Source organism: Gilvimarinus sp. DA14 (assembly GCF_024204685.1).
Classification (GTDB): Bacteria; Pseudomonadota; Gammaproteobacteria; order Pseudomonadales; family Cellvibrionaceae; genus Gilvimarinus.
Genome location: NZ_CP100350.1, coordinates 3,890,373 through 3,913,955, shown reverse-complemented (window position 1 = coordinate 3,913,955; position 23,583 = coordinate 3,890,373). Strand labels below are relative to the sequence as shown.

The following is a 23,583-nucleotide window of genomic DNA, read 5'->3' as shown; positions in this document are numbered from 1 at the left end:
AAAAAGCGTCTGACATCGGACGTCCGACGTCAGACGTCAGACTCTTCTACTTACTCCACCGGCATCGCCATAAAGCTCGCCGCCTTGCGCTCGGCGGTGGTGCCGGGCTTGCCCAGGGTCAGGCTGTCGCCATGGGTCATCAGGTATACCGAGCTGTCATCCAGCAAACGGTAAGAGCTGCCCTGCCCGGCCAGGCCGTCCACTTGCGTGAAGGTGGCGCTGCGGGCGAAAGCATCTGTGCCATCGTGACGCTCGATGCTCAGCTCGCCGTCCTGGTTGCTCAGATAGTAGCCCATGCGGGTTTCCGGCTGGAAGGAGACCGTGTTGTCGCCTTCTACCAGCGCCGCTAAGTGCCACTGGAAGTTCCAGCGATCGTCGGCGTTCAGCTCCTCCAAAGATACCGAAGCATCGTCGCCGTAGCGCAGGTACTCGTCCATATCCGCCGCGCTTTGCAGCGCCTGGGCGGCGTGGGTAATGCCCGATGCCGTGGGGGTAATTTTCTGAATGCTGCCGTCCGGGTTGTAGTTTAAGTGCTCGATGGATACCGAGCGGCGGAAGTTGCCGCCGGTGGGCAAAGCTGCGGTGTGGTAGATAAAGTAATCATCGCCTTCAAACTCTAAAATCGCCTGGTGGCTGGTGCCACTGTCTTCCAGGGTATCCATAATCACCGCCTGAAACTCCCAGGGGCCGGTGGGGCTGTCGCTGGTGGCATAGGCCAGCTCCTCGGGGTAGTTCATGGCGAAGGTTAAATAATAGGTGCCGTTTTTCTCGTGCACCCAGGGCGCCTCGGTAAAGGTGCCGGGCATGTTCTGAATCTCGACCTTGTGAATCTCGCCATCGAACTCGATCATATTGTCGGCGAGCTTGGCGTAGTACAGGTGCGAATTACCCCAATAAAGATAAGCCTCGCCGTCGTCATCGATAAACACCGAGGGGTCAATATCGTCCCAACTGTGGCTGTGCTCAATCATGTGTGGTGCGGGGTCGGTTTCGTTGGGGTTTAGCATGGGCTTACCCAGCGCGTCTTTCCAGCCCGTGACCGGGTCGTCCGATACCGCGACCCCCAGGGTGTAACCACCCAGCTCGTCTTCCGGGTCTACCCCGCGCACGGTGGTGTACCAGTAGAATTTGCCGTCGTGCTCCACCGCCTGAGACGCCCAGGCTGAATCCGCCTCGGCCCACTCGAAAATAGTGCGCGGCACTTCGCCTTCTAAGGTCCAGTTTTCCAGATCGGTGGATGAATAAATGTTCCACTCGCGCAGAACAAAAAAATCACCGTCCTCTGCCGCCTCGTCGTGGCCCACATACAAATAGACTTTGCCGTCGTGAACAATGGCGGCGGGGTCTGCGCTAAAGCGCTCGGTAATGGTGGGGTTATCAGCTAGAGCGCCAGCGCTCGCCAGACCGATTAGGGCAGCGCTTAAAGTACGCTTAAAACAGATGGACATGAATATTCTCCTACTTACTATTCTTATAAAAACGATAAATTGAAAATATAATAATACAATTGAGACCATAAACGCCACAGCAGTTACAAACTTCTCATTAGGCCCGCCCCTTATTGTCACAAGAACCATATAAAGGCAAGATAGCCGCTATAACGGATTCATCCGATAACAATAAACAACCCAGGAATCGATTATGGCAATCGGACAATCTATCCGCGCAGGCGTTTTTTGCATGCTGCTAGCAAGCTTCGCCACGCAAGCTGCGCCGCTGAAAGAAGACTCAAGTGGCGACTGCTCGGTGCTAGCCGCCACTGACTATCAGAGCTTAACCGCCATCTCTGCCCTGCCGGATCCGTTTCTAACCCCACACGGTGAGCGAATCAGCCACACCCGACAATGGCGCTGTCAAAGAGCCTATTTAAGCGAACAACTACAACACTGGGTGTACGGCGAAAAGCCCGCCCCCCAGGGCGGAGTCAGCGCCCAAGTCAACGCGCGCTCAATAACCATCAACGTCACTAAAGGCACAAAGCGAATCGCTTACACCGCAGAAATCACCCTACCCTCTGCGGGCAAACCACCCTATCCGGCCATTATCGCTGTAGGTCGATCTTTTTTGGATAACCAGGCACTGCTACAACAGGGGATCGCGATTATCAATTTTCCCAACGACGAGCTGGGCGAACAACACGATGCCAGTAGCCGGGGCAAGGGCAAGTTCTATGCGTTGTTTGGCGAGGATCATTCTGCCGCCTCAACGGTTGCCTGGGCCTGGGGCGTTAGTCGGTTGATAGACGGCTTGCAGCAAACTCAAGGAAACCAAATAAATACCAACAGCCTGGGTATTACCGGTTGCTCGCGCAACGGCAAAGGCGCACTGGTAAGTGCCGCCCTGGATGAACGCCTTGCTCTGTCCATTATTCAGGAAAGTGGCGCGGGGGGCACTGCCTCCTGGCGAGTGTCTGATGCGCAGTTAGCCACCGGTGACAATGTTCAGACCGCGCGGCAAATTGTGACCGAGAACACTTGGCTTAAAAAAGATTTTGCGCGCTTTGCGGAGAGCGTCAGTAAGCTACCCGTCGACAATCACCAGTTGATGGGACTAGTGGCGCCACGGGGGCTGCTGTTATTGGAAAACACCGATATGGAATGGTTGGGCAATCAAAGCGCTTACGTATCAGCGCTGGCAGCGCGGGAGATATATCGGGCGCTGGGAGCGGATAATAATATAGGCATGACTCAAATTGGTGGGCACCAGCACTGCCAGGTTCCCGAGTCACAAAAACCGGCGATTAACGCCTTTGTCGAACGCTTTTTATTGCAACAAAACACCGAGACCAATGTATGGGAAAGCGACGGCGAATTTAACGCGGAGCGCGAGCGCTGGATACCCTGGAGCACTCCAGTACTCGCGCCGTAAGACTTTTACCCACAAGCCATAGCGGCCTGTGTTATCAAGGCAACTCAATCAAACCGGTAGTTTAACGCCAGCGGGTAATTGCGCGGCGATCCAAAGCGGAAAGAATGTATTTGTCCTACCTGGGTATAGTATTTTTCATCGGTCAAGTTGATCGAGTTAAGCTCGGACGCTCAAAGCATCGGTAAGTTCGTAACGCGTTGATAGCTTTTAATGAAAAATATCTTATCTGTAAATTAAACAAATGGCGGTGTCGAAGGGGCGTATTTGAACGCAGGATGGAATGCACAGGTCTGAGAGCTGCCGTACTTACGCTTAATAATACGGCAGCTCACTCAGGTAAAGAAGTTAGTCAAGCTGCTCTATGGTTGGTGGAACCCAAGTGCCATTAGGAATCGACTCTTTGGGCCAATAAGCGCGAATATACAAAGAGAAATCATCCTTGGGCGCGGGTAGCCAGTTTGCCTCTTTAGCGCCGCCAGGATTTTTGTTCTGCACGTAAATGGTCAAGCTTCCGTCGTCATTTTTTACCAGCGACTTGTTCTTGGTGCCCAGTGAATAACGATCCAGTTCATTGGGATAGAAAAAGTGCTGTTTGTTATACAGGGTAAGTGACCAGAAGCCGTCCACCGGAGGCAGCTCTTCTGCCGGAAAGGTGACCGTGTACTCTTCCTTGCCGTTTAAACGCTCACCGGCGCTGTCAAAATCGGCACCGAAATACATGGTTTCTTCCGGCACATTGGAAAACATATTACCTTTGGCGGTAGCGGTACGCTGAAAATACCCATAGCCGAAACGCGCCGCGTTTTTCTGCGTACGCCAGCCGTTGCCGGCATCTACCCCGTTGTTGCGGAATTCGAACATGGGCTGAATAACGTCTTGCTCAGTGGCGACTGCCACCTCTTGCAAAGCTTGCTGCAACTCGGGGTTGTCCTGGGCCGCCTCTAAAACAAACTTAATGCTGGCGTAAAGCGCCTCCTCACCGGGTAAGGGGGGCGTCTCTTCCATAACCTCGGGCAACAGCGTGAAAAATTCCTCTGGTACGACCCACTGAGTTTCACCATCGCCACCTTTGTTGGGGTTGGGAATAGTGGGCGACTCTGACCAATCGACGGTTTTCATTTCGCCGGTGTACTCGGACAAGGGGTAGGCTGACACCTGGTCGATCAGCGGCTGAATAGCCTTGCGATCTTCCGCGGTATCGTCCATAAAAATGCGGGGAAACACCGCACCTAAATTAGTTTGTGAGCGAAACACGGCGTTAATACCTTTGGGCTTTTTCCCCTGCCAGTCCGGCCCCACCAGCAAATACATGCCCGGCTCGGTATCGTACTGGATACCCACTTCAGCAAAAGAATCGGAGCGTTGATCGACAATCTGATACACCCAGAACCGGTCGCCAAAATCCGGCACTTGAATGACTACCGGTTCTTTATCCAACTCGAGAAAACCAGCGCCATAGACGACATCCTGGTTAGGAGAGGTAATAAAGCGCTGCTCGGGCGCCAGATAATCCGACAACATGCTAACGTGATTGAGAGGCGCTACCGGTAACACCCCGCCCAACAGGCCTGGATGCGGAGCGGTGGCAAACAAGGTTTGACGATTGTGCATATTCACCAAAGGCCAACCCCAAATATAGGCCATGCGACCAATGGCCTGAGCATACTCTTTGGAAACGGGCGCTCCGGCTACTGGCTTGGGAACATCCGCGGCCGACTGCGGCGCCGGGACTTGCCCTGGGGGGACAGCATCGCGGCCTAAGGCCGGTACACTTGCCAAGGTTAAGGCGGCGACTAACAATAAACGTTTACATTCCATGGTATATTCTCCGTTTGCAGAAGTAGACAAGATGCTTGCAATCCAAGGTTGCCAACAGGCGCACTATTAACAACCACTTAAGCTAGCAGACAGCGGAGGCCAAGTCGATGACAGGCGGGCACCTAACTGTCAAAGTGAGGCTCGCTGCACTTTTAGGTTAAGTCACCAATGCTTTGTTGAATGACATTGGTGCCCATGGGTGGGGACGCTATTCCCACAACCACCAGATTACTTAGCGTATCTTTCTCCCAACGCCCGATAAACCGCCTTAGAGAAATCCTCCGCCGAGACGTCTAGTTCATCCACCACTTCAACCAGATGCTCATTGTCTTCGCGGCCATCAAACCACTGCTTGCGGTAGCTACCGTCTTTATAGCCGTTATCCTGGCGAAAAAAGTTGAGCACGTTTTTGCCCACATAACGGCGATAGAGTTCGGCGTAACTCATGTTGACCCCGGCCATTAAGCGGCCGAACAACTCCAGATGAAACTGTTTATCGGTGAGGGTGGCGGCGGTAAAGGCCTCTACGTCCAAACGAAAATCGGGCTGGTCGGTGTTAATGTCCAGGGTCGTGGCCACCTGCTCGGCAATTGCATCGACCGAGGCGCCGGATTCAAGCAGAATGCTTAACCCGAAATGCCAGATATCCACTAACTCCAGGGCAACCTGTTCGGTGTCGGGGCTCTGATGTTTCCACCATTTCCAGCCGTAATGATCCATCAGCTCGCCACATTCAATCCAGATGGCCCGGTACCAGGCATTGCCCTGGGTACGCCACTCGGGGTGCACCTTGCTGTTCATATCGTCCTGCAGTTGCAGCATGGTGCGGGTTTGTTGCTTGATGGTATCCAGTGACACGGGGCTTCCTCGGTTTTAAAAAGAGATGTTATTGGGGGCGATGTTGCTGTGCGCGCGAGAAGAGCTTGTAAAAGTTCCGGGTGGTAATCTCGGCCAGCTCGTCGTAGCTAATGCCTTTTATATCGGCGACAAACTCGGCTACTTCGCGCACATTTTTGGGTTCGTTGGGTTTACCGCGATAAGGCACCGGCGCCAGATAGGGAGAATCAGTTTCCACCAGCAGACGATCCAGCGGCATTTTGCGGGCCACCTCTTGCAGCTCTTTGGCGTTTTTAAAGGTAACAATGCCGGACAGAGAAATGTAGTAGTTCATTTCCATAGCAGCCTGGGCCATTTCCCAGCTTTCGGTAAAGCAGTGCAAAACACCGGCATGCTCCGGGTTGCCGTGGGCTTTAATCAAATCCAGCGTATCCTGCCGCGCAGCGCGGGTGTGAACCACCACCGGCAGACCTTGCTCACCGGCCACTTCAAGGTGGAGAGCAAAGCTGGCTTTTTGCTCTGCTACCGATTCGGTCTCGTGGTAGTAATCCAACCCGGTCTCACCAATGGCCACCACTTTATCGCGCTGTGACCAGGCGGTTAACTGCTCGCGGGTGGCAGTGCCGGCGCTAACATCGCAGGGGTGCACCCCCACCGAGGCCAATACCGTGGGGTGCTGCTGGGCGATATCCAGCACGGTTTCAACGTTATCCAGACTAATACTGATGCACAGCATCTGTCCGATGCCGCGCTCGTGGGCGGCATCAATCGCGCCCTGTAATTTGCCGTCGTAGGGCTCAAGTTTGAGACGATCGAGATGGCAATGGGAATCCACTAGCATAATCTTGCCATTAGGTTGGTGCGTGAGAATGGGAGCGGATTACATGGTGTGAGTCGGGCGATCCGACTCCAGCGAACCCGCCAGGTAGTTTTCAATTTTGGTAACGGCGGTGTTGTCTTCATCGGTAAACTGTACCCCGATACCGGCGGCCCGGTTACCCTGAGCCCCGCGCGGTGTTACCCACACCACCTTACCCGCCACCGGAATTTTTTCCGGCTCGTCCATCAGATTGAGCAGCATAAACACTTCATCCCCCAACTTGTACGGCTTATTGGTGGGAATAAACAGACCGCCGTTTTGCACAAAGGGCATATAGGCGGCATAAAGAACCGCCTTGTCCTTAATGGTCAGCGAGAGTATGCCGTTACGGGCGCCGCCAAGTGCTTGCATAGGTGTCAATCCGATGTGAATTTTGGCCGTTAACAGTAATAGATAAGCCTGTTAGTGTCCAGCCGCTGGTTTTATTGCATCCGACAACAGACCAATGGACAGCGCGTACTTAAACGCCGGGTTGTAGCTCATGATGGTGCAGAAATTGCGATAGACAATGTAGCCCACATTATCGCCTTTGTCTGCCAGCACCAAAGCTGCCGGAATAGCCACATCGGGCAAGTCCGAGCCATCGGCGCGGCGCACACCCAACTTTTGCCAGTCACGCAAATCACGCCACACACCCAGGCTTTTAAAACGCTTGCAGTCCGCATCCGGCGTCAGGCCTTCGCTTTGTTCGGCGGGTAGGCTCTGCTCACCCCCGGGCGGCAATTGCACCGGGCGGCCCCAGGTTTGGTCGGCGCGCCAGCCGCGCACGCTAAAATAGTGGGCGATAGAGGCGAATACGTCTGCCTCGTTGTTCCAGATATCTTTCTTGCCGTCACCGTCAAAGTCCTGCGCGTAACGCTGGTAGCTGTCGGGCATAAATTGCGGCTGCCCCATGGCCCCGGCCCAGGAGCTTTTCATTAAGTCGTATGAAGGGAAGCCCGAGTCCATCATTTCCAGCGCGGCAAGAAACTGCGAACGGAAATAGGCCCCGCGTCGTTTGTCATAGGCGAGAGTTGCCAGCACATTGAATAGCGACTCTTTCAGTTTAAAGGTGCCGTAATTGGTTTCCATCCCCCAAATAGCAACGATAAACCGAGGCTGCACCCCATAGCGCTCAGCGACCTGCTGTAACAGCTCACTGTGCTCTGCCATTAGCTTGCGGCCAGATTGTTTTTTCCAGTCGCTGAGCCGGCGCCCTAAATACATATCATAGGTTTCTACCACTTCGGCCTGCGAGCGATCTTGTTTGATCACACGCTTCACCGGCGGGGTAATATCGGCGAACGCCTGATCGACGGTACCCTGGCTAACCCCCTGCTCCAGGGCTTCGGCTTTTAGCGCTTCCAGCCACTGATAAAAAGCGGCATCGTCTTCGCTTTGCTCGGCGTGCACGGCACCAACTGCCAGCAACAACAGGGAAAAGCCGGTAACAATCGAGCGTTTTAAAGAGTACTTCATAACTTATTCACTTAGGCTCGGCGCTTTATCAGAATACCCCAGTCGAGCAGGATTTCTTCAAGCAACAATTGTTTATTGGGGTTGGCGCCACTGGCCAATCGTTTTTTGCAATCTAACAGTTTTTCTTGGTAGCGATGCAACAGATTCGGCTGAATAGCTCTGAGCAATTCAGCGCTGCCGTTATCCATCTGTTGCATGGGAGCAACCGGCACACCCAGCTGCCAGCGCGCTAAGTCGTGCAGCCAGCCAATTAACCAGTTGACCGAGCCGGCTGCATCGCCACCCTGCCATTTCGCTGCTAAGGCGATGGCATCGGTTTGTCCCAGGCTAAGCTGAAGCAAATCATCCTGCCACTGGCGGCGGGTTTCCAACTCGTCGCCCTGCATTAAATCCCGCGCCGCCAAAGGCGCACCGCGGGCGATGTCCAGTAACTCTTTGGCATTGTAATCGGTGCCGGACACCAGGGGTGTGAGCCAGTGCAGGCTTTGCTCGGCAGACGGTATTGCCAGGGTGCGAATTTGACAGCGGCTGCGAATGGTGGGCAGAACGGCGCTGGGGGAGTCGCTTACCAGCATCAGTAATGTGCGCGCAGCCGGCTCTTCCAGGGTTTTTAGCAAAGCGTTTGCGGCATTGACATTCATGGCCTCAGCGGGCTGCAGTATCACCACTTTATAGCCCGACTGCTGCGCCGTTTTACCTTGGGTTTCAGCCAGGCGCCGCACATCGTCCACGCGAATGGCTTTGCCAGGCTCCTCCGGTTCCACCACGACAAAATCCGGATGAGTAGCGGCGCGATTCAGTTCACAGGATTTGCATTGACCACAGGCGGATTCGGCGCGCGGCGAGCTGCACAACAGAAACTGCGCCAGCACTCGCGCCAAATGCCGCTTGCCTAACCCAGCGGGGCCGGCAAGCATAATAGCGTGAGGCAAGCGGTCAGCTTGCAGCTGCTGGTAGAAGCTGCGCCAGATATCTTGCTGCCAAGGGTAAGGTAGTGCGGGAAAATCACTCATCAAATCAATCTACTGCTGTTTAGCCGAAGCTTACCAAGGCACCGCTGCTTTTGCGATAATGCCCGGCCTTAATTTTTGTAAGAGGCGGTTGGATGCAGACTTTGGAAATTCTCTGGCAGGATGATCACCTGCTGGTGGTCAATAAACCACCGGGGCTGCTGACCGTACCCGGACGAGGGCCAGAAAAACAAGATTGCCTGATCAACCGCTTGCTCATCCCCTACCCTAACAGTCGCATTGTGCACCGGCTGGATCAGCCCACCTCGGGCCTGGTGATTGTGCCGCAAAGTTACGCAGCGCTGAAACACATCGGCCGTCAGTTTGAGACGCGGCAGGTGAGCAAAGAATATATCGCCGTGGTGGCGGGGCTGGTAGCGCACGATAGCGGCGAGGTTGAGCTCCCCCTCATTTGCGATTGGCCCAACAGGCCCCGACAGATGGTGGACTTTGAGCACGGCAAACCCGCCCTGACCCGCTATCAAGTGCTTGAGCGCAATAACCAGACGCAAACTTCGCGAGTACTACTGACGCCGGTTACCGGCCGCTCCCATCAGCTTCGGGTGCATATGTTGTCACTGGGCCATCCGATTCTGGGAGATAATCTCTATGCCCCCGAGGCGGTCGTCGCTGCGTCTGATCGGCTGCTGCTGCACGCACAGAAGATAGCTTTTACCCACCCCGACAGCGGTGAGACGCTCGAAGTTAACTGTCCCAGCGCTTTTTAGCCGCTTGCAGTAGCGCGGCAACATCCACCTGTACATTGGCAAGGGGCTGCCCGGCATCAATTAAGCCATAACGCTCAGGCGCTGCGGCAATTCGCTCGCGGTAGCCCTGGCGCACGCGCTGAAAAAAATCCAGATTCTCGCGCTCGAATCGATCCAGCTCGGCCCGGGCACTGGCGCGGGCAAGGCCAAGCTCGGGTTCTATATCCAGTACGATGGTCAAATCGGGCCGCAAATCTCCCTGCACCTGCTGCTCCAGCGAGGTAATTAAATCGGTATCCAGGCCGCGGCCGTTTCCCTGGTAGGCATAGGTAGCGTCGGTAAAGCGATCACACAACACCCATTCGCCGCGCGCCAGGGCGGGCTTAATAACCTGCTCTAAGTGCTGGGCGCGGGCGGCAAATACCAAGAGTAATTCGGCCGCAGCGTCCACAGGCTCATCGCGCTGAGCCAGCAATAAACTGCGAATTTCTTCGGCCAGCGGAGTGCCGCCCGGCTCCCGACTCACCAACACCTTATGCCCCTCGGCTTCTATCCAGGCTTTGACAAAAGCAAGGTTGGTACTCTTTCCAACCCCCTCGGTGCCCTCCATTGTGATAAATCTGCCGCGCTCTGCCACTGCCCTCTCAACCTCTTAATTTTCGCTCCGCCCCATCGGCGGCTGACTTGCTTCGCCGAAGTCTACACAGACTGGGCGGCCAGCACGACCGCCAGTTTAAAAAAACTCCGCATCAATCTTTACACCAATAACTTTGCAGTGTTAACTTAACTCCAACAACTTAACACTGTTAACAAGAGTTGACAGGCCGTACGCGGGACAAATTCACCTGGCGAAGCCAGCTAGAAAGGGAGAAGGCTATATGCACACACTGACCAAACTATGGGCCCGTGCGGTAATCAGGGGCCGCTGGATCATTCTGCTCTGCGCGGCATTAGGGCTTGCCCTGGCGTTCGTACCCATGGACAAACTTTATTACGACAATGCCAACGAGCGCTTCTTTGTAGAGGGCGATCCAAATCTGGTGGCGTTTAATCAACTACTGGAGCGGTTTGGCGATATCGAATATCTCACCCTGGGGCTGCAGGCGCCGCCCGGGCGGGATGTTTTTGACCCAGACCTACTCACGGTGGTCGACCAGCTAAGCCACTTTTTACTGGAACAACCTCAGGTTACCCAGGTTCGCTCCCTTACGCGCTACGAGTACACCCACTCGGAAGGCGCCATGATGGCCACCGATGATCTGCTCGCTTCGCTCAATGACCCCGATGATATAAAGCGTGCCCGCGAACTGATTCACCACCAGCCCATGGCTCTGGGCACTCTGGTGAGCGAAGATTTGCAACACACGCGCATCGCCGCACGGGTGAAATACGAAGTTGGCAGCAGCGACGCCAAGGTGGAACTGGTAGCAAAAGTGCGCGAATTTCTCGCCCAACAGGATTTCGCACAGCGCGGGTTTGATGTTCGCTTGAGCGGCCAGCCGGTTTTCAGCGAGCAATTTGAGGTTTTGACCAAACGCGATCAAAGCTGGATCAACCCCACCATGGCGGTGGTGATGATCATCATTTTGTTTCTCAGCTTTCGCTCTATCAGTGCCATGCTGCTACCCTGGCTGGTGATCGGCAGTGGCATTACCTATGTCACCGGGATTCAGGCGAGCCTGGGCTGGCCTCACTCAGTGGTCGAATCAGCGCTGGTACCCGCATTGATTATTATCGGTATCGGTATTTCTGTGCATGTGCTGGTGGAGTTTTACCACGCCCGGGCCCAGGGGCTGACGCCACCACAGGCGGCGCAACACACCATAGAGCAGTTGTGGCTCCCGGCTTTTTATACTGCCCTTACCACCAGTGCGGGCTTTCTCGCCCTCGGCGTTACCGAATTGCTTCCCATGAAACAGTTCGCCTGGCTGGGCGCCATAGGTGCAATGACGTTATTCGTTGTTGCGCTAACGGTACTGCCGGCAGTTCTGAGTTTTATAAAACCCTTTTCCAAACGCACCGCCAAGGTCGTAAGCAACGGCACTATCGCAACGCTGACCTCGCGCCTGCCCGGCATCACTCAGAGTTTGCAAAAACCATTGCTCGCTGGCGGCGCACTGCTTCTATTGGTAAGTCTGGTGCTACTTCCCAAGCTTGAGATCGACTCTAACTTTATTACTTATTTTAAAGAGGATAATCCCACCCGGCAGGATTTAGAGTATTTCGATAATACCTACAACGGCCTGCAGAACATCGACGTGATGATCGACAGCGGCAGCGAAGGTGGGATTCACGAGCCGGATTTTTTGCAACGCATCGAGGCGCTGCAACAATGGCTGGAATCACTGCCGCAAACCGGCGCTGTCAATTCGCTGATTGATTTTCATAAAGAAATCAATCAAGCCCTGCACTACGACGATCCCGCTTGGTATCAACTACCCAGCGATCGCGCTATGGCCGCCCAGTTTTTACTCCTGTACGACAACACCGGCCCCAACGAAGACTTAACCGACAGCAAAGATTTTTACGAGCGCTATCTCAGACTAAGCGTGCCGGTGACTAATATGGCCGCCAGTGAAACCCGTCATCTACTGGATAAGATAGAACGGCAGCTGGAGCTGCATTACCCGCAGTTGCAAGTACAACTGACCGGCTCGCTGGTCATGTATAACGCCCAGGACATGTATATCAACCAAGGCATGTCGCGCTCTTTTCTGATAGCCCTGGGATTAATCGGCGCTGCCTTTGTGGTGTTGTTTCGCTCGGTGAAATACGGCCTTATCGCCCTGGTACCGAGCATAGTTCCCATTCTGATCACCGGAGCCCTGTTGGTGGTGCTGGGTATTCCACTCAACCTCGGCACCATGATTGTAGGCGCCATGACCATGGGGATTGCGGTAGACGATGCAATCCACGTGATGAACCGCTATCTGCGCGTCAAGCGCGGCGGCGCGTCTACCCGCGATGCCATCGCCCGCGCTATGAATGAGTCCGGCCGCGCGGTGGTTTTCACCTCGCTGGTTTTAGTGTCGGGCTTCAGCGTTATGTTGCTGGGATCGTTTATTCCCTACATCTACACAGGTCTTTTCGCCGCCACCATTATGGCGCTGGCACTACTGGGAGATTTGCTTTTCCTACCCGCACTTTTGTTTTGGATTGACGGCAAAAAAGAGAGTAACACCGACCAGCCCCAAGCAATCACCAAGGAGGTAACACCATGAAATTGCGGATACTAAACAGCATCTTTCTCGCATTATTTATCTCATCCCCGGCGTGGGGTGACAGCCTATCGGCCCGCGCCATTGTGGAGAAAATGGACACCCGCTATACCGGCGACTCTTCGCGCGCCGATGCCCAGCTTATTTTAATTGACCGCAAAGAGCGCGAGCGTGTGCGCGATATTCGTCTGTACACGCTAGAAAATTCAGAGGTGGAAAAATCCATTTCATTTTTTGTTTCCCCAACCGATGTAGCCGGCACCACCTACATGAATTTCGACTATGCCGACGGTCGCGAGGATGACTCCTGGCTTTACCTGCCGGCGCTAAAGCAAGTACGCAGAGTCGCCGCCGGCGATAAATCTGGCTCGTTTATGGGCAGTGATTTCACCTATTCGGATATTAACGGCGTCAATACCGATTGGTACCAGTATCAGATACTGGAGGAAAACGCACAGGTAGATGGCGCCGATACCTGGCTGATTGAGTCCACCCCTAAGCCTGAGTTTGCCGACAAAGTCGCCAGCGAAACCGGCTATAAAAAATCACACCTTTGGATTCGCAAAGACAACTTTGTCCAGGTTCAGGGCAAGATTTGGCTCGATAGCGGCGGGCGCACCAAATACTTCAGCGCATCTAAGCTGGAGCTTATCGATGACATCTGGACAGCGCATCGCTTACAAATGATTACCGTGCGCGGCGATGAAAAAGAGCATGCTAGCGTGTTTGAGTTTCGCAATTTTGTCTACAACCAGCATACCGACCCGGCGCTGTTTACCACGCAAAGTATGCAGCGTGGCATGCAATGATTAACACTAAACAACTGCTTCTGCTCGCTTTGCTGGGCGCGGCAAATGCATCGGCGCAGGATTTTTTTGCCGCCGTGCAAACCAGCGACACCGAGCGCCCTAACCTGCAAAGCCCCTGGAGTCATCGCGCCTGGCTACAGCTGAAAACAGGCTATGGCTGGCACACACCGTCATTGCCGGCGAGCCGCCAGCAAAGTGATTTGACCCGTACGGAAACCCACTTATTTGCCGAGCTGGGCTGGCGCCAGGGCCCCTGGCGGGCGCAAATTGGTGGCTCACTGGTGCAAGATTGGCTGCCGCAGCTGCGCGATGCCGGCATTTGGCAGGGTTACCCATTTACGGGCGAGCAATTGCGCGACCGCCGCCTGCGCCTGGAGATGGCCGACACATTTGTCTCCTGGCAACAGGGCGACTGGTGGTTAAAGGCGGGCTACCAGACCTTAGCCTGGGGCGAAGCGGAATCACTTAAAATAACCGATGTGCTGGCCCGGCGGGACCAGCGCTGGCCGGGGCAGGAAGACCTGGAGAAACTGCGCCTACCGGTGGGCTCGGTGCGTATCACCTGGGCAAATAAGTTAGACCTGGTAACACTGATCGAACCCGAGCCAGATCGCCTGCCTGCGGCCTATGATGAGTTTGACCCTTATATCGCCCTGCGTACCGGCAACCCCGCGCAAGATCCAGTACTGATAAAAAAACGCGACAACCGACCCGGTCTGGCGCTGCGCTATCGCCAACACTGGCAGGGAGTCGACAGCCAGCTCTTGATCGCCGATGTCGCCAGCTACGAGCTGGCGCCCACCGCGGCGGACTTCACTACCCAACCGGCTGAGGTTCAGCTGCAGAGCTGGCGCACCCAAGTCGCCGGGCTTGGCCTGCAGGCGGTGTACGGCAATTTTCTGCTGCGCACCGAGCAGGCCTGGCACCATCACAGCAAGGTGGCGGCGCAAGATCCCCTCGCACCCTGGCAAAAAACCGATCAGTGGCGCGGCATGCTGGGGGGCGATTACAGCGGCATTGATGATTTACAGCTCAGCGCCGAATTCAGCTGGCAATACATTGCAAACCAACAGAGCGGCCTCGCCGCTGATCGCTGGCAGCCCGGCGCCTCGGGGCGCGCCACCTACACCCTATTGAATGAAAGACTCACCCTGGAGGCCTTCGCGCTGCGCATGACCGGCAACCAGGGGGATGTCGTACGGCTATCGGCCGATTGGCAGATCAACGATGCCGTTTCGCTGGGAATTACCGCCGTAGAATATCGCGGTAGCAACCCCAGCCAACAAATATACCCTTACCGGCATAACGACGCCGTGCTAATCAACCTACGCTGGGGACTATAGCGGCTGTTAACACGCGTTTGAATCCGACGATACTTTTATCCAGTTAGCGCCGGCTTCTGTTAAAATGAGGGTTTTGCGCGAGAAAATGGGTTTATGGCAACAGATTATCCCAAAACCGAATCAGCGAGCGCGGCGGCAAAAAGTCGCTATCACCACGGCAATTTGCGCGAGTCTTTGCTGAGTTCGGCGCTGGAGTACCTACAGCACGACAGTCTGGATAACCTTAGTCTGAGAAGCCTGGCCAAAACTCTCGGCGTCACTGCTACAGCGGTATACAGCCATTTTACTGACAAAACCGATTTGCTGATTGACCTCAGAACCAAGGGTTTTGAAATACTAAGTGCGCATCTTCGTGCCACACTCGACACTGCCCCCGACGCCACTGGCGAGGTAAAGGTTCGCTTATTGGCTCATGGCTACATGGCGTTTGCCCGAGAAAACCCCAACCTGTTCGACAATTTGTTCGCCTGGACTCCGGAGCGCGACCGCATTAAGCAAGAGTGCATTGAAGCTGGCGTAGACAGCATTCAGCTGCTGCGTGGTGCGATTGTGGAAATGTTGCAACAACATCAGCTGCCCTCGAACGAATACGCTACCTATGTCGCCACCCTAAGTTCCTGGTCTTTGATTCACGGGCTCACCATGCTGGTGAAAACCGGCAGCATTGAGGGCGCCATCTACTGCGGACACTGGCCCGAGGAATTTGGCGCCGCGCACCCGCAGTCGCAGGCGCGCGCCTTTGAGCACTTGCTTACCATTGAGGTGGAAGGGTTAAAAGCGGCGGTGGCGAAAATCACTCCGTAACCTTATTATGACGGCCGATTTTTTACGGCATAGCGTTTAACCGATACCACGCCTATCCGCTACAACGCCAAATTGATACAACATCGACAACGAGGATGAACCATGATCACCCTGCACACCAACTACGGCGATATTGCCCTGGAACTGGATTTCGACAAAGCCCCCAACACCGCCGCCAACTTTAAAGAATACGCCGAAAGCGGCTTTTACGACGGCACCATTTTCCACCGTGTTATTGACGGCTTTATGATTCAAGGCGGCGGCATGGACGAAAACATGCAGCAAAAGGAAACTCGTGCGGCCATTGAAAACGAAGCCGACAATGGTCTGAAAAACGATAAAGGCACTGTTGCCATGGCGCGCACCGGCGACCCCCACAGCGCCACAGCGCAGTTTTTTATCAACGTCAAAGACAACGACTTTTTAAACCACAGCGGCAAGAACGCCCAGGGCTGGGGCTATTGTGTGTTTGGCAAAGTGACCGATGGCATGGACGTGGTGGAGAAAATCAAAAACGTACCCACCGGTAGCCGCGGTTTCCACCAGGACGTACCCGTGGATGCGGTTATTATCGAAAAGGTCAGTGTTGCTTAAGCCCTATGGCTACACAGTTTATCTCTGACTTGCACCTGCACGCCTCGCGCCCCGAGGCGGCGCAGGCGTTCTACCGGTTTCTCGAACAGCACGCGCATAACATCGATGCCCTGTATATTCTGGGTGATTTTTTCGATGCCTGGATTGGCGACGATGACGACGACCCGTTTATTGCTGAGGTGGCAGAAAAACTGAATGCCACCGCCGCTAGCGGCACGGCCATTTTCTTTATGCACGGCAATCGGGATTTTTTACTCGGCGATGACTTTGCACGCCGCGCCGGTTTAACGTTGCTGCAGGACCCGACGCTGATTGATCTTTATGGGCGCTCAGCGCTGCTGCTCCACGGCGACAGTTTATGTACCCGCGACAGCGAATATATGGCACTGCGCCAGCAACTTCGCTCACCCCAGTGGCAGGCGCAAATTCTTTCTCAGCCACTTGATGTAAGAAGAGCCCTGGCCGCCGAGCTGCGCAGCAAAAGCAAAACCATGAACAGCTCTAAAGCTGAAGACATTATGGATGTCACTCCGCAGGCTGTGGTGGAACTAATGGAGCAAGAAAAAGTGTCGCTGATGATTCACGGCCACACCCACAGGCCAGCGCGCCACCCACTGACCTTAAATCATGGTACGGGCGAGCGCATAGTACTGGGCGACTGGCACGACTACGGCTGGAGCCTGTACGCTGATACGGATACTTTAGAGCTGCGCCACTGGCCGATTTAACAGTCTACTCGACTTGACTTAAATAACCTTGGAGTAACGACCGGCCCCATGCCGCGGATTTTTTGCAAGGTAGGCGTCAAACACCATGGCGATACGCCGTATGACCATCTTGCCCAGGCGGCTGACTTCTAATCCGTCATCGCTCAAGGTTAACAGGCCATCTCTCTCAAGCTCAGCCAGAGCCTCAAGCTCTGTGGCAAAATAGTCGGTTGCGATCACCCCAAAGTGTTCACCCAGCTCTTGCCAGTCAAGCCGATAATGACACATCAACTGCGTAATCGCCCAGCGGCGAATAACATCGTCACGAGTTAAGCAAACGCCCCGCTCTACCGGGAGCCGACCTGAGTTCAACGCTTGCTGATAGTCTTTTACCGACTTTTGATTTTGCCAGTAAACATTTCCCACCGAGCTGATGGACGAAACCCCCAGGCCAATGAGGTCGCATTCGCGACCGGTGGCATAACCCTGAAAATTTCGCTGCAGCCGATTTTCCCGCTGGGCGAGCACCAAATCATCGGTTTCCAAGGCAAAGTGGTCCATACCAATGTGCACATAGCCTTCGCGCTGCAACTGCTCAAGCGCATGACTGAATATTTGCAGCTTTACTTCGGCGGCCGGTAAATCCACCGAGTGAATCAATCTCTGGCTTTTTATCTGCGCCGGCATGTGAGCATAGCTAAATAAACTCAATCTGTTGGGCCGTAACTGAATCACACTGTCCAGGGTTTGGGTAAAACTTGCCAGGCTTTGATGAGGCAAGCCGTAAATAAGATCCATATTGATTGAATGAAAACCGCATTGTCGTGCGCGCTCAACCAGATCGCGCACTTGGGCCTCACTATTGAAGCGATTCACCGCCGCCTGCACCTGTGGGTTAAAATCTTGCACCCCCATACTCAAGCGGTTAAAACCGAGGCCTCGCAATACCTCAATGGTCTCCACTGCAGTTTGGCCCGGATGAATTTCCACCGCATGTTCGGCGCTGTCATCGCAAGCAAGATTAAAATAACGCAACGTTAGCGCCATTAGCTGCGCCATTTGCTTATGGCTTAAATAAGTGGGCGTGCCACCGCCCCAGTGCAACTGACGCACTTCGCGATAAATACCCACAAGCTCGCGATAATGCTCCATTTCCTGCGCCAGACTTTGCAAATATTCATCGACCCGATTGCGATTGCGGGTCACTACTTTATTGCAACCGCAGTAGTAGCAGAGGCTTTGGCAGAAAGGCAGATGAAAATACAGCGACAGCGGTTTATTGTGGCGCTGACTGTTGAGCATAGCCTCAAGCTGATCGGCCAGAGCGAACTCCGGCCGGAACTGTAAGGCGGTAGGATAAGACGTATAACGTGGGCCGGATAAATCATAGCGACCCACTAAATCGCGCCATTGCTGCGCCGGGATAGATGTGTTCATAGTAGCCCTCTTGCCAGTAGCTACTATAAGCTGTGAACGGGGTGTACCTCTTGATTTGCATCAAGCTTAGGGTCGGTAAAAAACTCTCTAATCGCGCTCGCCTCCCACATTGTATCCTGATAGCCAAGCTCAATCAGCTCAGTGATAAAAGGGTTGGCAAACAACAGATAACTGGCGGCCGTCGCCCCTCCACCCTTAGCCGTTGCACCTGTAGCGCGGAGAAAGTAGCGCACACTCGCAGGCAAGTAGCGCACCTTGCGCCCCGCGATTGCATCCACAGCTTTACTGGGTGAAACCACCAGACTCTGCACGGGCCTTAAGCCTATACCTTCGGCCTCTAACTGTTCGCGGGGGATAAGCTTGAGCAACCGGTTAAGGCGCTCCATGTGTTCAATATCGTTTTCCAGGGCATCGATAAACGCACTGTTGAGCAAATGCCCGACAATCTGCGCCATGGAGGGCGAGTGCCTTATCGGCATACGCTTGCCCCAGTGCTTGGGGTTGCGGTTGCCACTGACCCCAATCACGAATAGCGAATCAGCCCCCAGGTGCAGCGCGGGGCTTAAGGGCGCCAGCTGACGCAGGGCGCCATCGCCAAAGTATTCGCGATTAATGCGCACGGTGGGAAAAATAGTAGGAATCGCCGATGAAGCCAATAAGTGTTCCAGGCGAATGGGGGTAGGCACACCCTCGCGGCGAAAACGGCGCCAGCCGGCTAACTGAGGCTCCCCCTGAAAAAAACTGACAGAACGGCCCGAGGTGTACCCCATGGCGGTGATACTCACGGCGCGTAGCTTGCCAGCGCTGATGTTTTTTTCAATGTTGCCGAAGGCAATTTTGTCCGCCAGCAACTCCCACAAAGGGCCATTGTCCAGCAGTGACAAAGGCCTGTGGCGGCCGATACCGTCATTGAACAAAGACAAGCCCAAGCGCCCGAAGCTTTTGCCTATATCCCACCAACCGTGGCGATACACCTGATCGATAGAAAGCTTAAGCCACAAGATAGACAAATGATTAACCGCCTGGCGAAAGGTGCCGGGGTGAGCGGCGAGCGCCATGGCATTAATGGCGCCCGCGGAGGTACCACAAATGATAGGAAAGGGATTGTCTATGCCGTCGGGCATGATATCGGCAATCGCCTGTAACACACCAACCTGGTAGGCTGCGCGGGCGCCGCCGCCGGACAGTATTAACGCTGTTTGGCTCAAATGCGCCGCCCCCGGATTTTGTTATTCCTTGAGTTTACGTCTGAGTACTTTACCCACATTGGTTTTGGGCAGCTCATCGCGAAACTCGACGCTGCTGGGCACTTTATAGGCCGTCAGCGACTGGCGGGCAAAATCACGTACATCCTGCTCGCTGAGGTTGGGATTGCTGACCACCACAAACGCTTTCACCAACTCACCGCTCTCTTCATCGTCTACCCCGACCACAGCGGCTTCGACAATTTCCGGGTGTGCGGTTAAGGCGTCTTCCACTTCATTGGGGAAAACTTTAAACCCAGACACGTTAATCATGTCTTTTTTACGGTCGACAATTTTGACATAGCCCTCGGCGTCGATAACTGCAATATCGCCAGTTTTAAGCCAGCCGTCGTCACCGAGAATCTCGCGCGTCGCCTCCTCGCGGTGCCAATAACCTTTCATGACCTGGGGACCACGTACACACAGCTCACCCGCCTCACCCACCGGCAGGTCGGTGCCATCTTCATCGATAGTTTTAACCTCGGTCTGCGGCACAGGCAAACCTACGGTACCCAGCTTGATGGCCTGACGCGGATTAATACAAACGACCGGTGAGGTTTCCGTTAAACCATAGCCCTCACATACGGGAGTGCCGGTGACCTCTTCCCAGCGTTTGGCGGCATCCTTAGTGAGCGCCATACCACCGGAAGATGACAAACGCATATGAGAAAAGTCCAGGTTGCGGAAATCCTCGTTGCGGCACAGTGCGTTAAACAAAGTATTCAAACCGACAAAACAGGAGAAGGGTTTGCCTTTTAACTCTTTAACAAAGCCGGGAATGTCGCGGGGGTTGGGAATCAATAAATTCTCGTTGCCCAAAGAAAAGGCGCACATGCAGTGAATGGTGTAGGCGTAAATATGATACAGCGGCAGAGGCGCAACAAATAAATCCTGGTTTTTGCGAAAGCAATCCTGCATATGCAGGTTTACTTGCAGCATGTTTGCCACCAGATTGCGGTGCGTCAGCATCGCGCCCTTGGCGACACCGGTAGTCCCCCCCGTGTATTGCAATACGGCAACATCGTCGGGAGTAGCGCTGTGCGGCTTGGGCGCCTGGCTTGCGGCTTTAATAACCTGAGTAAACGATTCGGACTTGGCAAAAGAAAAATCTGGCACCAGCTTTTTAACGTGCTTTACCACAAAGTTAACCAAGGTGCGCTTGAGTGGCGGATGCAAATCGGCCAGTTCGGTCACGATTACATGCTCAACATCTGTCTGCTCAATAATCTCGGAAGCGGCGGCTGCAACATTCGCCAGTACCACCAAGGCCTTGGCGCCCGAGTCGGTTAACTGGTGCTTAAGCTCTGAGGCGGTGTAAAGCGGATTGGTGTTTACCACTACCATACCGGCGCGAATTGCACCGAAAACCGCCACGGGATACTGCAGCACATTGGGCAACTGAACAGCGATCCGGTCTCCTGGCTGCAACTGTGTGCACTGCTGCAAATAAGCCGCAAACTGACCGCTCAGCCGATCGATATCGCGATAAGTCAGCGTATGTCCCAGGCAGGTAAATGCGGGGCTGTCAGCGAACTCGGCGCAGGCCTCGGTAAATACATCGACAATGGTGCGATTGCAGTCCAGAGTCATACCACGCTCTCCTTTTTGTACTTATTGAGTGACCAGATCATAACGTAAGTCTTCACCTACGGGTATATATCCAGAGCTTAGCAGATTAACGATGTCAAATACGCGATTATCGCCGCGGTCAGGCCCCAAATAGTTTGCCCTTGCGATTCGAACACAGGCACGCTTACCCGAGTTTCACCGCGTTGAAAACTATCGCGGCGCACGGCGCACTCGGGCCGCAGCTGACTGAGTGGCACCTGGAAAATCAAATCCAGCTCGGCCGGATCGGGGGCGAGCTGTACCGGCTCGGTTACCAGCCCCACCACCGGCGTCACATTCACTCCGCGCTTGGTTTGAAAGGCCGGCATGCGCCCCAGCAGCCGCACGACATCCGGCGCCAGGCCGATTTCTTCAAACGCTTCACGCAGTGCGGTTTGGGCGAGATTGCGATCTTCTGACTCCCACATGCCGCCGGCAAAGGCAATCTCCCCGGGGTGATGCTGCAAATGGGCCGCGCGCCGGGTAAGAATCAGTGAGGGTTCACCGGCCTCGCAGGTGATGGCCACCAACACGGCGGCTTGGCCTCGTGCAGGCGGCTCTTCTCGCCCGTAGGCGGCGGGCAATAGTTGACTGGAAAGATGCGTCCAGAGCGCTTCAGACATCGGCCAAATGCCAGATATCGTACGCTGGCTCTTCAAAGGGATGGGCCTCAAGCAGGGCACGCTTGGCAGACTGAATATGCTCAGCGTCGCAAACCAGCTCGACCCGCCACTCGGGATCGCAGCTCAGCTTGCCCTGCGCCCCGCTGTAAGGGTCACTGCCCGCTAAGGGCCGAAACTGGCCCTGGCCGAGTACCTGCCAGCAGCATTGGTCGTAGTTACCAATTTTCCCGCCACCGGCGGCAAACACGGCCTGCTTAACTGTCTCAAGGTGGCTGTCGGGGACAAAAAAGACGAATTTGTACATGGGACACTCCGTCTGAAGTCGGGAGTCAGATGTCTGACGCGCAACCGCATCGGACATCCGACATGAGGTCTCCGACGTTTATATCACTCTAACCGTAATCACATGCTCAACCGCTTTAATCGCGGCTATTACGTCATCGCCTGGGCTCTGCTCTACATCGATAATATTGTAGGCAAGCTCGCCTCGGCTTTTGTTGACCATGTCGATCACATTGACATTGTTGTCGGCCAATACCGACAGTACATGGCCCAGCACGCCCGAGACATTCTCGTTACAGAACGTAATTCGCGAGCTGTCCGTACCGGTGCGCTCCATCTGTACGGCGGGAAAGTTAACCGAGTTTTTGATGTTACCGTTTTCCAGGTAGTCCATCAGTTGATCGGCGGCCATAATGGCGCAGTTTTCTTCTGCCTCGGCGGTGCTCGCGCCAATGTGCGGCATGGCGTAAACATCATCGCGGTTAAGCAAGATAGGCTCGGGAAAGTCGCAAATGTACATGCGCAACTGCTTCGCATCCAGGCTCGCCACTACCGCTTCGGCGTCTACAATCGCCTCGCGGGCAAAGTTGAGCAGCACCGCACCGGCTTTTACAGATTTGAGAGACTCTTCGTTAATCAGGTGGTGCGTCGCCTCAATGGCCGGCACGTGCAAGGTGACATAGTCGCAACGGGATAACAGCGACTGCAGGTTCTCTGCACGCATCACCTGGCTTGGCAAACGCCAGGCGGCTTCCACCGACAGCGCCGGATCGTAACCTACCACGTTCATACCAAGGGCCAGGGCTGTTTCAGCCACCAGAGAACCGATAGCGCCCAGGCCGACAACGCCCAGGGTTTTACCCATCAGCTCGCTACCGGCAAACTGGGATTTTTGCTTCTCCATCAGCTTGCTCATCTCACCGGCGTCGCTCATATCGGTGAGAGAGTTAGACCAGTTCATACCGGGAATAATACCGCGCGAAGCCAGCAGCATACCGGTCAACACCAGCTCTTTTACCGCGTTAGCGTTAGCACCCGGGGCGTTGAACACCACTACGCCTTTTTTGCTGTACTCGGCCACTGGCACATTGTTGGTGCCGGCACCGGCGCGGGCCACGGCTTTTACCGATTCGGGCAGAGCTTCATCGTGCAATTTATGACTGCGCAGAATATAACCATCGGGGTTGTTGATATCGCTGGCCACTTCGTACTGGGCGCGGTCGAAACGATTGAGCCCTTTCACCGAAATTTTGTTGTAGGTTTTAATTTTATACATAGTGCATTCCCAGTGTTTGTAAACAAAAGCGCGCTCAGTTGAGCGCGCTAAATGTAAAGA

General features: G+C 54.6%; 22 protein-coding genes. 8 read left to right on the top strand and 14 right to left on the bottom strand.

Going from position 1 to position 23,583, the window contains the following annotated elements; genetic code table 11:
- Positions 1–50: 50 nt before the first annotated feature.
- Positions 51–1,448: a family 43 glycosylhydrolase gene (locus NHM04_RS17135; RefSeq protein ID WP_254264970.1), complete on the bottom strand. Its 1,398-nt coding sequence runs from the start codon at positions 1,446–1,448 to the stop codon at positions 51–53.
- A 193-nt stretch (positions 1,449–1,641) separates the two neighbouring features.
- Between NHM04_RS17135 and NHM04_RS17130 the strand changes: the two genes are divergently transcribed.
- On the top strand, positions 1,642–2,868 hold the full coding sequence (locus NHM04_RS17130; RefSeq protein WP_254264969.1) for a dockerin-like protein: 1,227 nt from the start codon (positions 1,642–1,644) through the stop codon (positions 2,866–2,868).
- A 345-nt stretch (positions 2,869–3,213) separates the two neighbouring features.
- Here NHM04_RS17130 and NHM04_RS17125 read toward each other — a convergent pair whose 3' ends face one another.
- The 6 genes from NHM04_RS17125 to NHM04_RS17100 form a co-directional block, all read right to left on the bottom strand.
- Entirely contained in the window at positions 3,214–4,686 is a 1,473-nt protein-coding gene (locus NHM04_RS17125; protein WP_254264968.1) for a DUF1254 domain-containing protein, read from the bottom strand.
- 228 nt (positions 4,687–4,914) lie between these two features.
- Complete coding sequence (locus tag NHM04_RS17120) at positions 4,915–5,529, bottom strand: dUTP diphosphatase (protein WP_254266661.1); 615 nt, start codon at positions 5,527–5,529, stop codon at positions 4,915–4,917.
- A gap of 43 nt (positions 5,530–5,572) precedes the next feature.
- Positions 5,573–6,364: a TatD family hydrolase gene (locus NHM04_RS17115; protein WP_254264967.1), complete on the bottom strand. Its 792-nt coding sequence runs from the start codon at positions 6,362–6,364 to the stop codon at positions 5,573–5,575.
- Positions 6,365–6,403: 39 nt separating this feature from the next.
- Positions 6,404–6,754: a PilZ domain-containing protein gene (locus tag NHM04_RS17110; protein ID WP_254264966.1), complete on the bottom strand. Its 351-nt coding sequence runs from the start codon at positions 6,752–6,754 to the stop codon at positions 6,404–6,406.
- A gap of 51 nt (positions 6,755–6,805) precedes the next feature.
- Positions 6,806–7,861, bottom strand: coding sequence for a lytic transglycosylase domain-containing protein (locus NHM04_RS17105; protein ID WP_254264965.1), 1,056 nt, complete (start codon positions 7,859–7,861; stop codon positions 6,806–6,808).
- An 11-nt stretch (positions 7,862–7,872) separates the two neighbouring features.
- A complete protein-coding gene (locus NHM04_RS17100) occupies positions 7,873–8,874 on the bottom strand; it encodes a DNA polymerase III subunit delta' (RefSeq protein WP_254264964.1) in 1,002 nt (333 codons plus the stop codon).
- A gap of 92 nt (positions 8,875–8,966) precedes the next feature.
- Between NHM04_RS17100 and NHM04_RS17095 the strand changes: the two genes are divergently transcribed.
- Positions 8,967–9,599 carry an RluA family pseudouridine synthase gene (locus tag NHM04_RS17095; RefSeq protein WP_254264963.1) on the top strand — a complete coding sequence of 211 codons (633 nt, stop codon included), beginning with the start codon at positions 8,967–8,969 and terminating at the stop codon, positions 9,597–9,599.
- On the opposite strand, the gene tmk is transcribed toward NHM04_RS17095, so the two are convergent.
- Positions 9,577–10,215 carry a dTMP kinase gene (gene tmk, locus NHM04_RS17090; RefSeq protein WP_256526918.1) on the bottom strand — a complete coding sequence of 213 codons (639 nt, stop codon included), beginning with the start codon at positions 10,213–10,215 and terminating at the stop codon, positions 9,577–9,579. The two genes, NHM04_RS17095 and tmk, sit on opposite strands and share 23 nt — an antisense overlap.
- Before the next feature lie 241 nt (positions 10,216–10,456).
- Here tmk and NHM04_RS17085 point away from each other — a divergent pair, with 241 nt between their 5' ends.
- The 6 genes from NHM04_RS17085 (at position 10,457) to NHM04_RS17060 (ending at position 17,074) form a co-directional block, all read left to right on the top strand.
- Positions 10,457–12,799, top strand: a complete 2,343-nt coding sequence (locus NHM04_RS17085; protein WP_254264961.1) for an RND family transporter — start codon at positions 10,457–10,459, stop codon at positions 12,797–12,799.
- Positions 12,796–13,605 (top strand): outer membrane lipoprotein-sorting protein, encoded by an 810-nt coding sequence (locus tag NHM04_RS17080; RefSeq protein ID WP_254264960.1) that lies wholly within the window; start codon positions 12,796–12,798, stop codon positions 13,603–13,605. Before NHM04_RS17085 ends, NHM04_RS17080 begins: the two co-directional genes overlap by 4 nt.
- Entirely contained in the window at positions 13,602–14,948 is a 1,347-nt protein-coding gene (locus NHM04_RS17075; RefSeq protein WP_254264959.1) for a DUF1302 family protein, read from the top strand. The genes NHM04_RS17080 and NHM04_RS17075 overlap by 4 nt, the downstream gene beginning before the upstream one ends.
- A gap of 93 nt (positions 14,949–15,041) precedes the next feature.
- Positions 15,042–15,752 (top strand): TetR/AcrR family transcriptional regulator, encoded by a 711-nt coding sequence (locus NHM04_RS17070; protein WP_254264958.1) that lies wholly within the window; start codon positions 15,042–15,044, stop codon positions 15,750–15,752.
- Between the two features lie 102 nt (positions 15,753–15,854).
- A complete protein-coding gene (locus tag NHM04_RS17065) occupies positions 15,855–16,346 on the top strand; it encodes a peptidylprolyl isomerase (RefSeq protein WP_254264957.1) in 492 nt (163 codons plus the stop codon).
- 5 nt (positions 16,347–16,351) lie between these two features.
- Positions 16,352–17,074 (top strand): UDP-2,3-diacylglucosamine diphosphatase, encoded by a 723-nt coding sequence (locus NHM04_RS17060; RefSeq protein ID WP_254264956.1) that lies wholly within the window; start codon positions 16,352–16,354, stop codon positions 17,072–17,074.
- Positions 17,075–17,092: 18 nt separating this feature from the next.
- Here NHM04_RS17060 and hemN read toward each other — a convergent pair whose 3' ends face one another.
- The 6 genes from hemN to NHM04_RS17030 all read right to left on the bottom strand — a co-directional run bounded on the left by hemN (position 17,093) and on the right by NHM04_RS17030 (position 23,523).
- Positions 17,093–18,490 (bottom strand): oxygen-independent coproporphyrinogen III oxidase, encoded by a 1,398-nt coding sequence (gene hemN / locus NHM04_RS17055; protein WP_254264955.1) that lies wholly within the window; start codon positions 18,488–18,490, stop codon positions 17,093–17,095.
- A gap of 23 nt (positions 18,491–18,513) precedes the next feature.
- Positions 18,514–19,698 carry a patatin-like phospholipase family protein gene (locus NHM04_RS17050; protein ID WP_254264954.1) on the bottom strand — a complete coding sequence of 395 codons (1,185 nt, stop codon included), beginning with the start codon at positions 19,696–19,698 and terminating at the stop codon, positions 18,514–18,516.
- A gap of 21 nt (positions 19,699–19,719) precedes the next feature.
- Entirely contained in the window at positions 19,720–21,324 is a 1,605-nt protein-coding gene (locus tag NHM04_RS17045; RefSeq protein ID WP_254264953.1) for an AMP-binding protein, read from the bottom strand.
- A gap of 77 nt (positions 21,325–21,401) precedes the next feature.
- Entirely contained in the window at positions 21,402–21,965 is a 564-nt protein-coding gene (locus NHM04_RS17040) for a CoA pyrophosphatase (RefSeq protein WP_254264952.1), read from the bottom strand.
- Entirely contained in the window at positions 21,958–22,269 is a 312-nt protein-coding gene (locus NHM04_RS17035; RefSeq protein ID WP_254264951.1) for an NGG1p interacting factor NIF3, read from the bottom strand. The genes NHM04_RS17040 and NHM04_RS17035 overlap by 8 nt, the downstream gene beginning before the upstream one ends.
- Positions 22,270–22,347: 78 nt before the next feature.
- The gene (locus tag NHM04_RS17030) at positions 22,348–23,523 is read right to left on the bottom strand and encodes a phosphoglycerate dehydrogenase (RefSeq protein ID WP_254264950.1); all 1,176 of its coding nucleotides are present in this window, start codon (positions 23,521–23,523) and stop codon (positions 22,348–22,350) included.
- Positions 23,524–23,583: the final 60 nt, after the last annotated feature.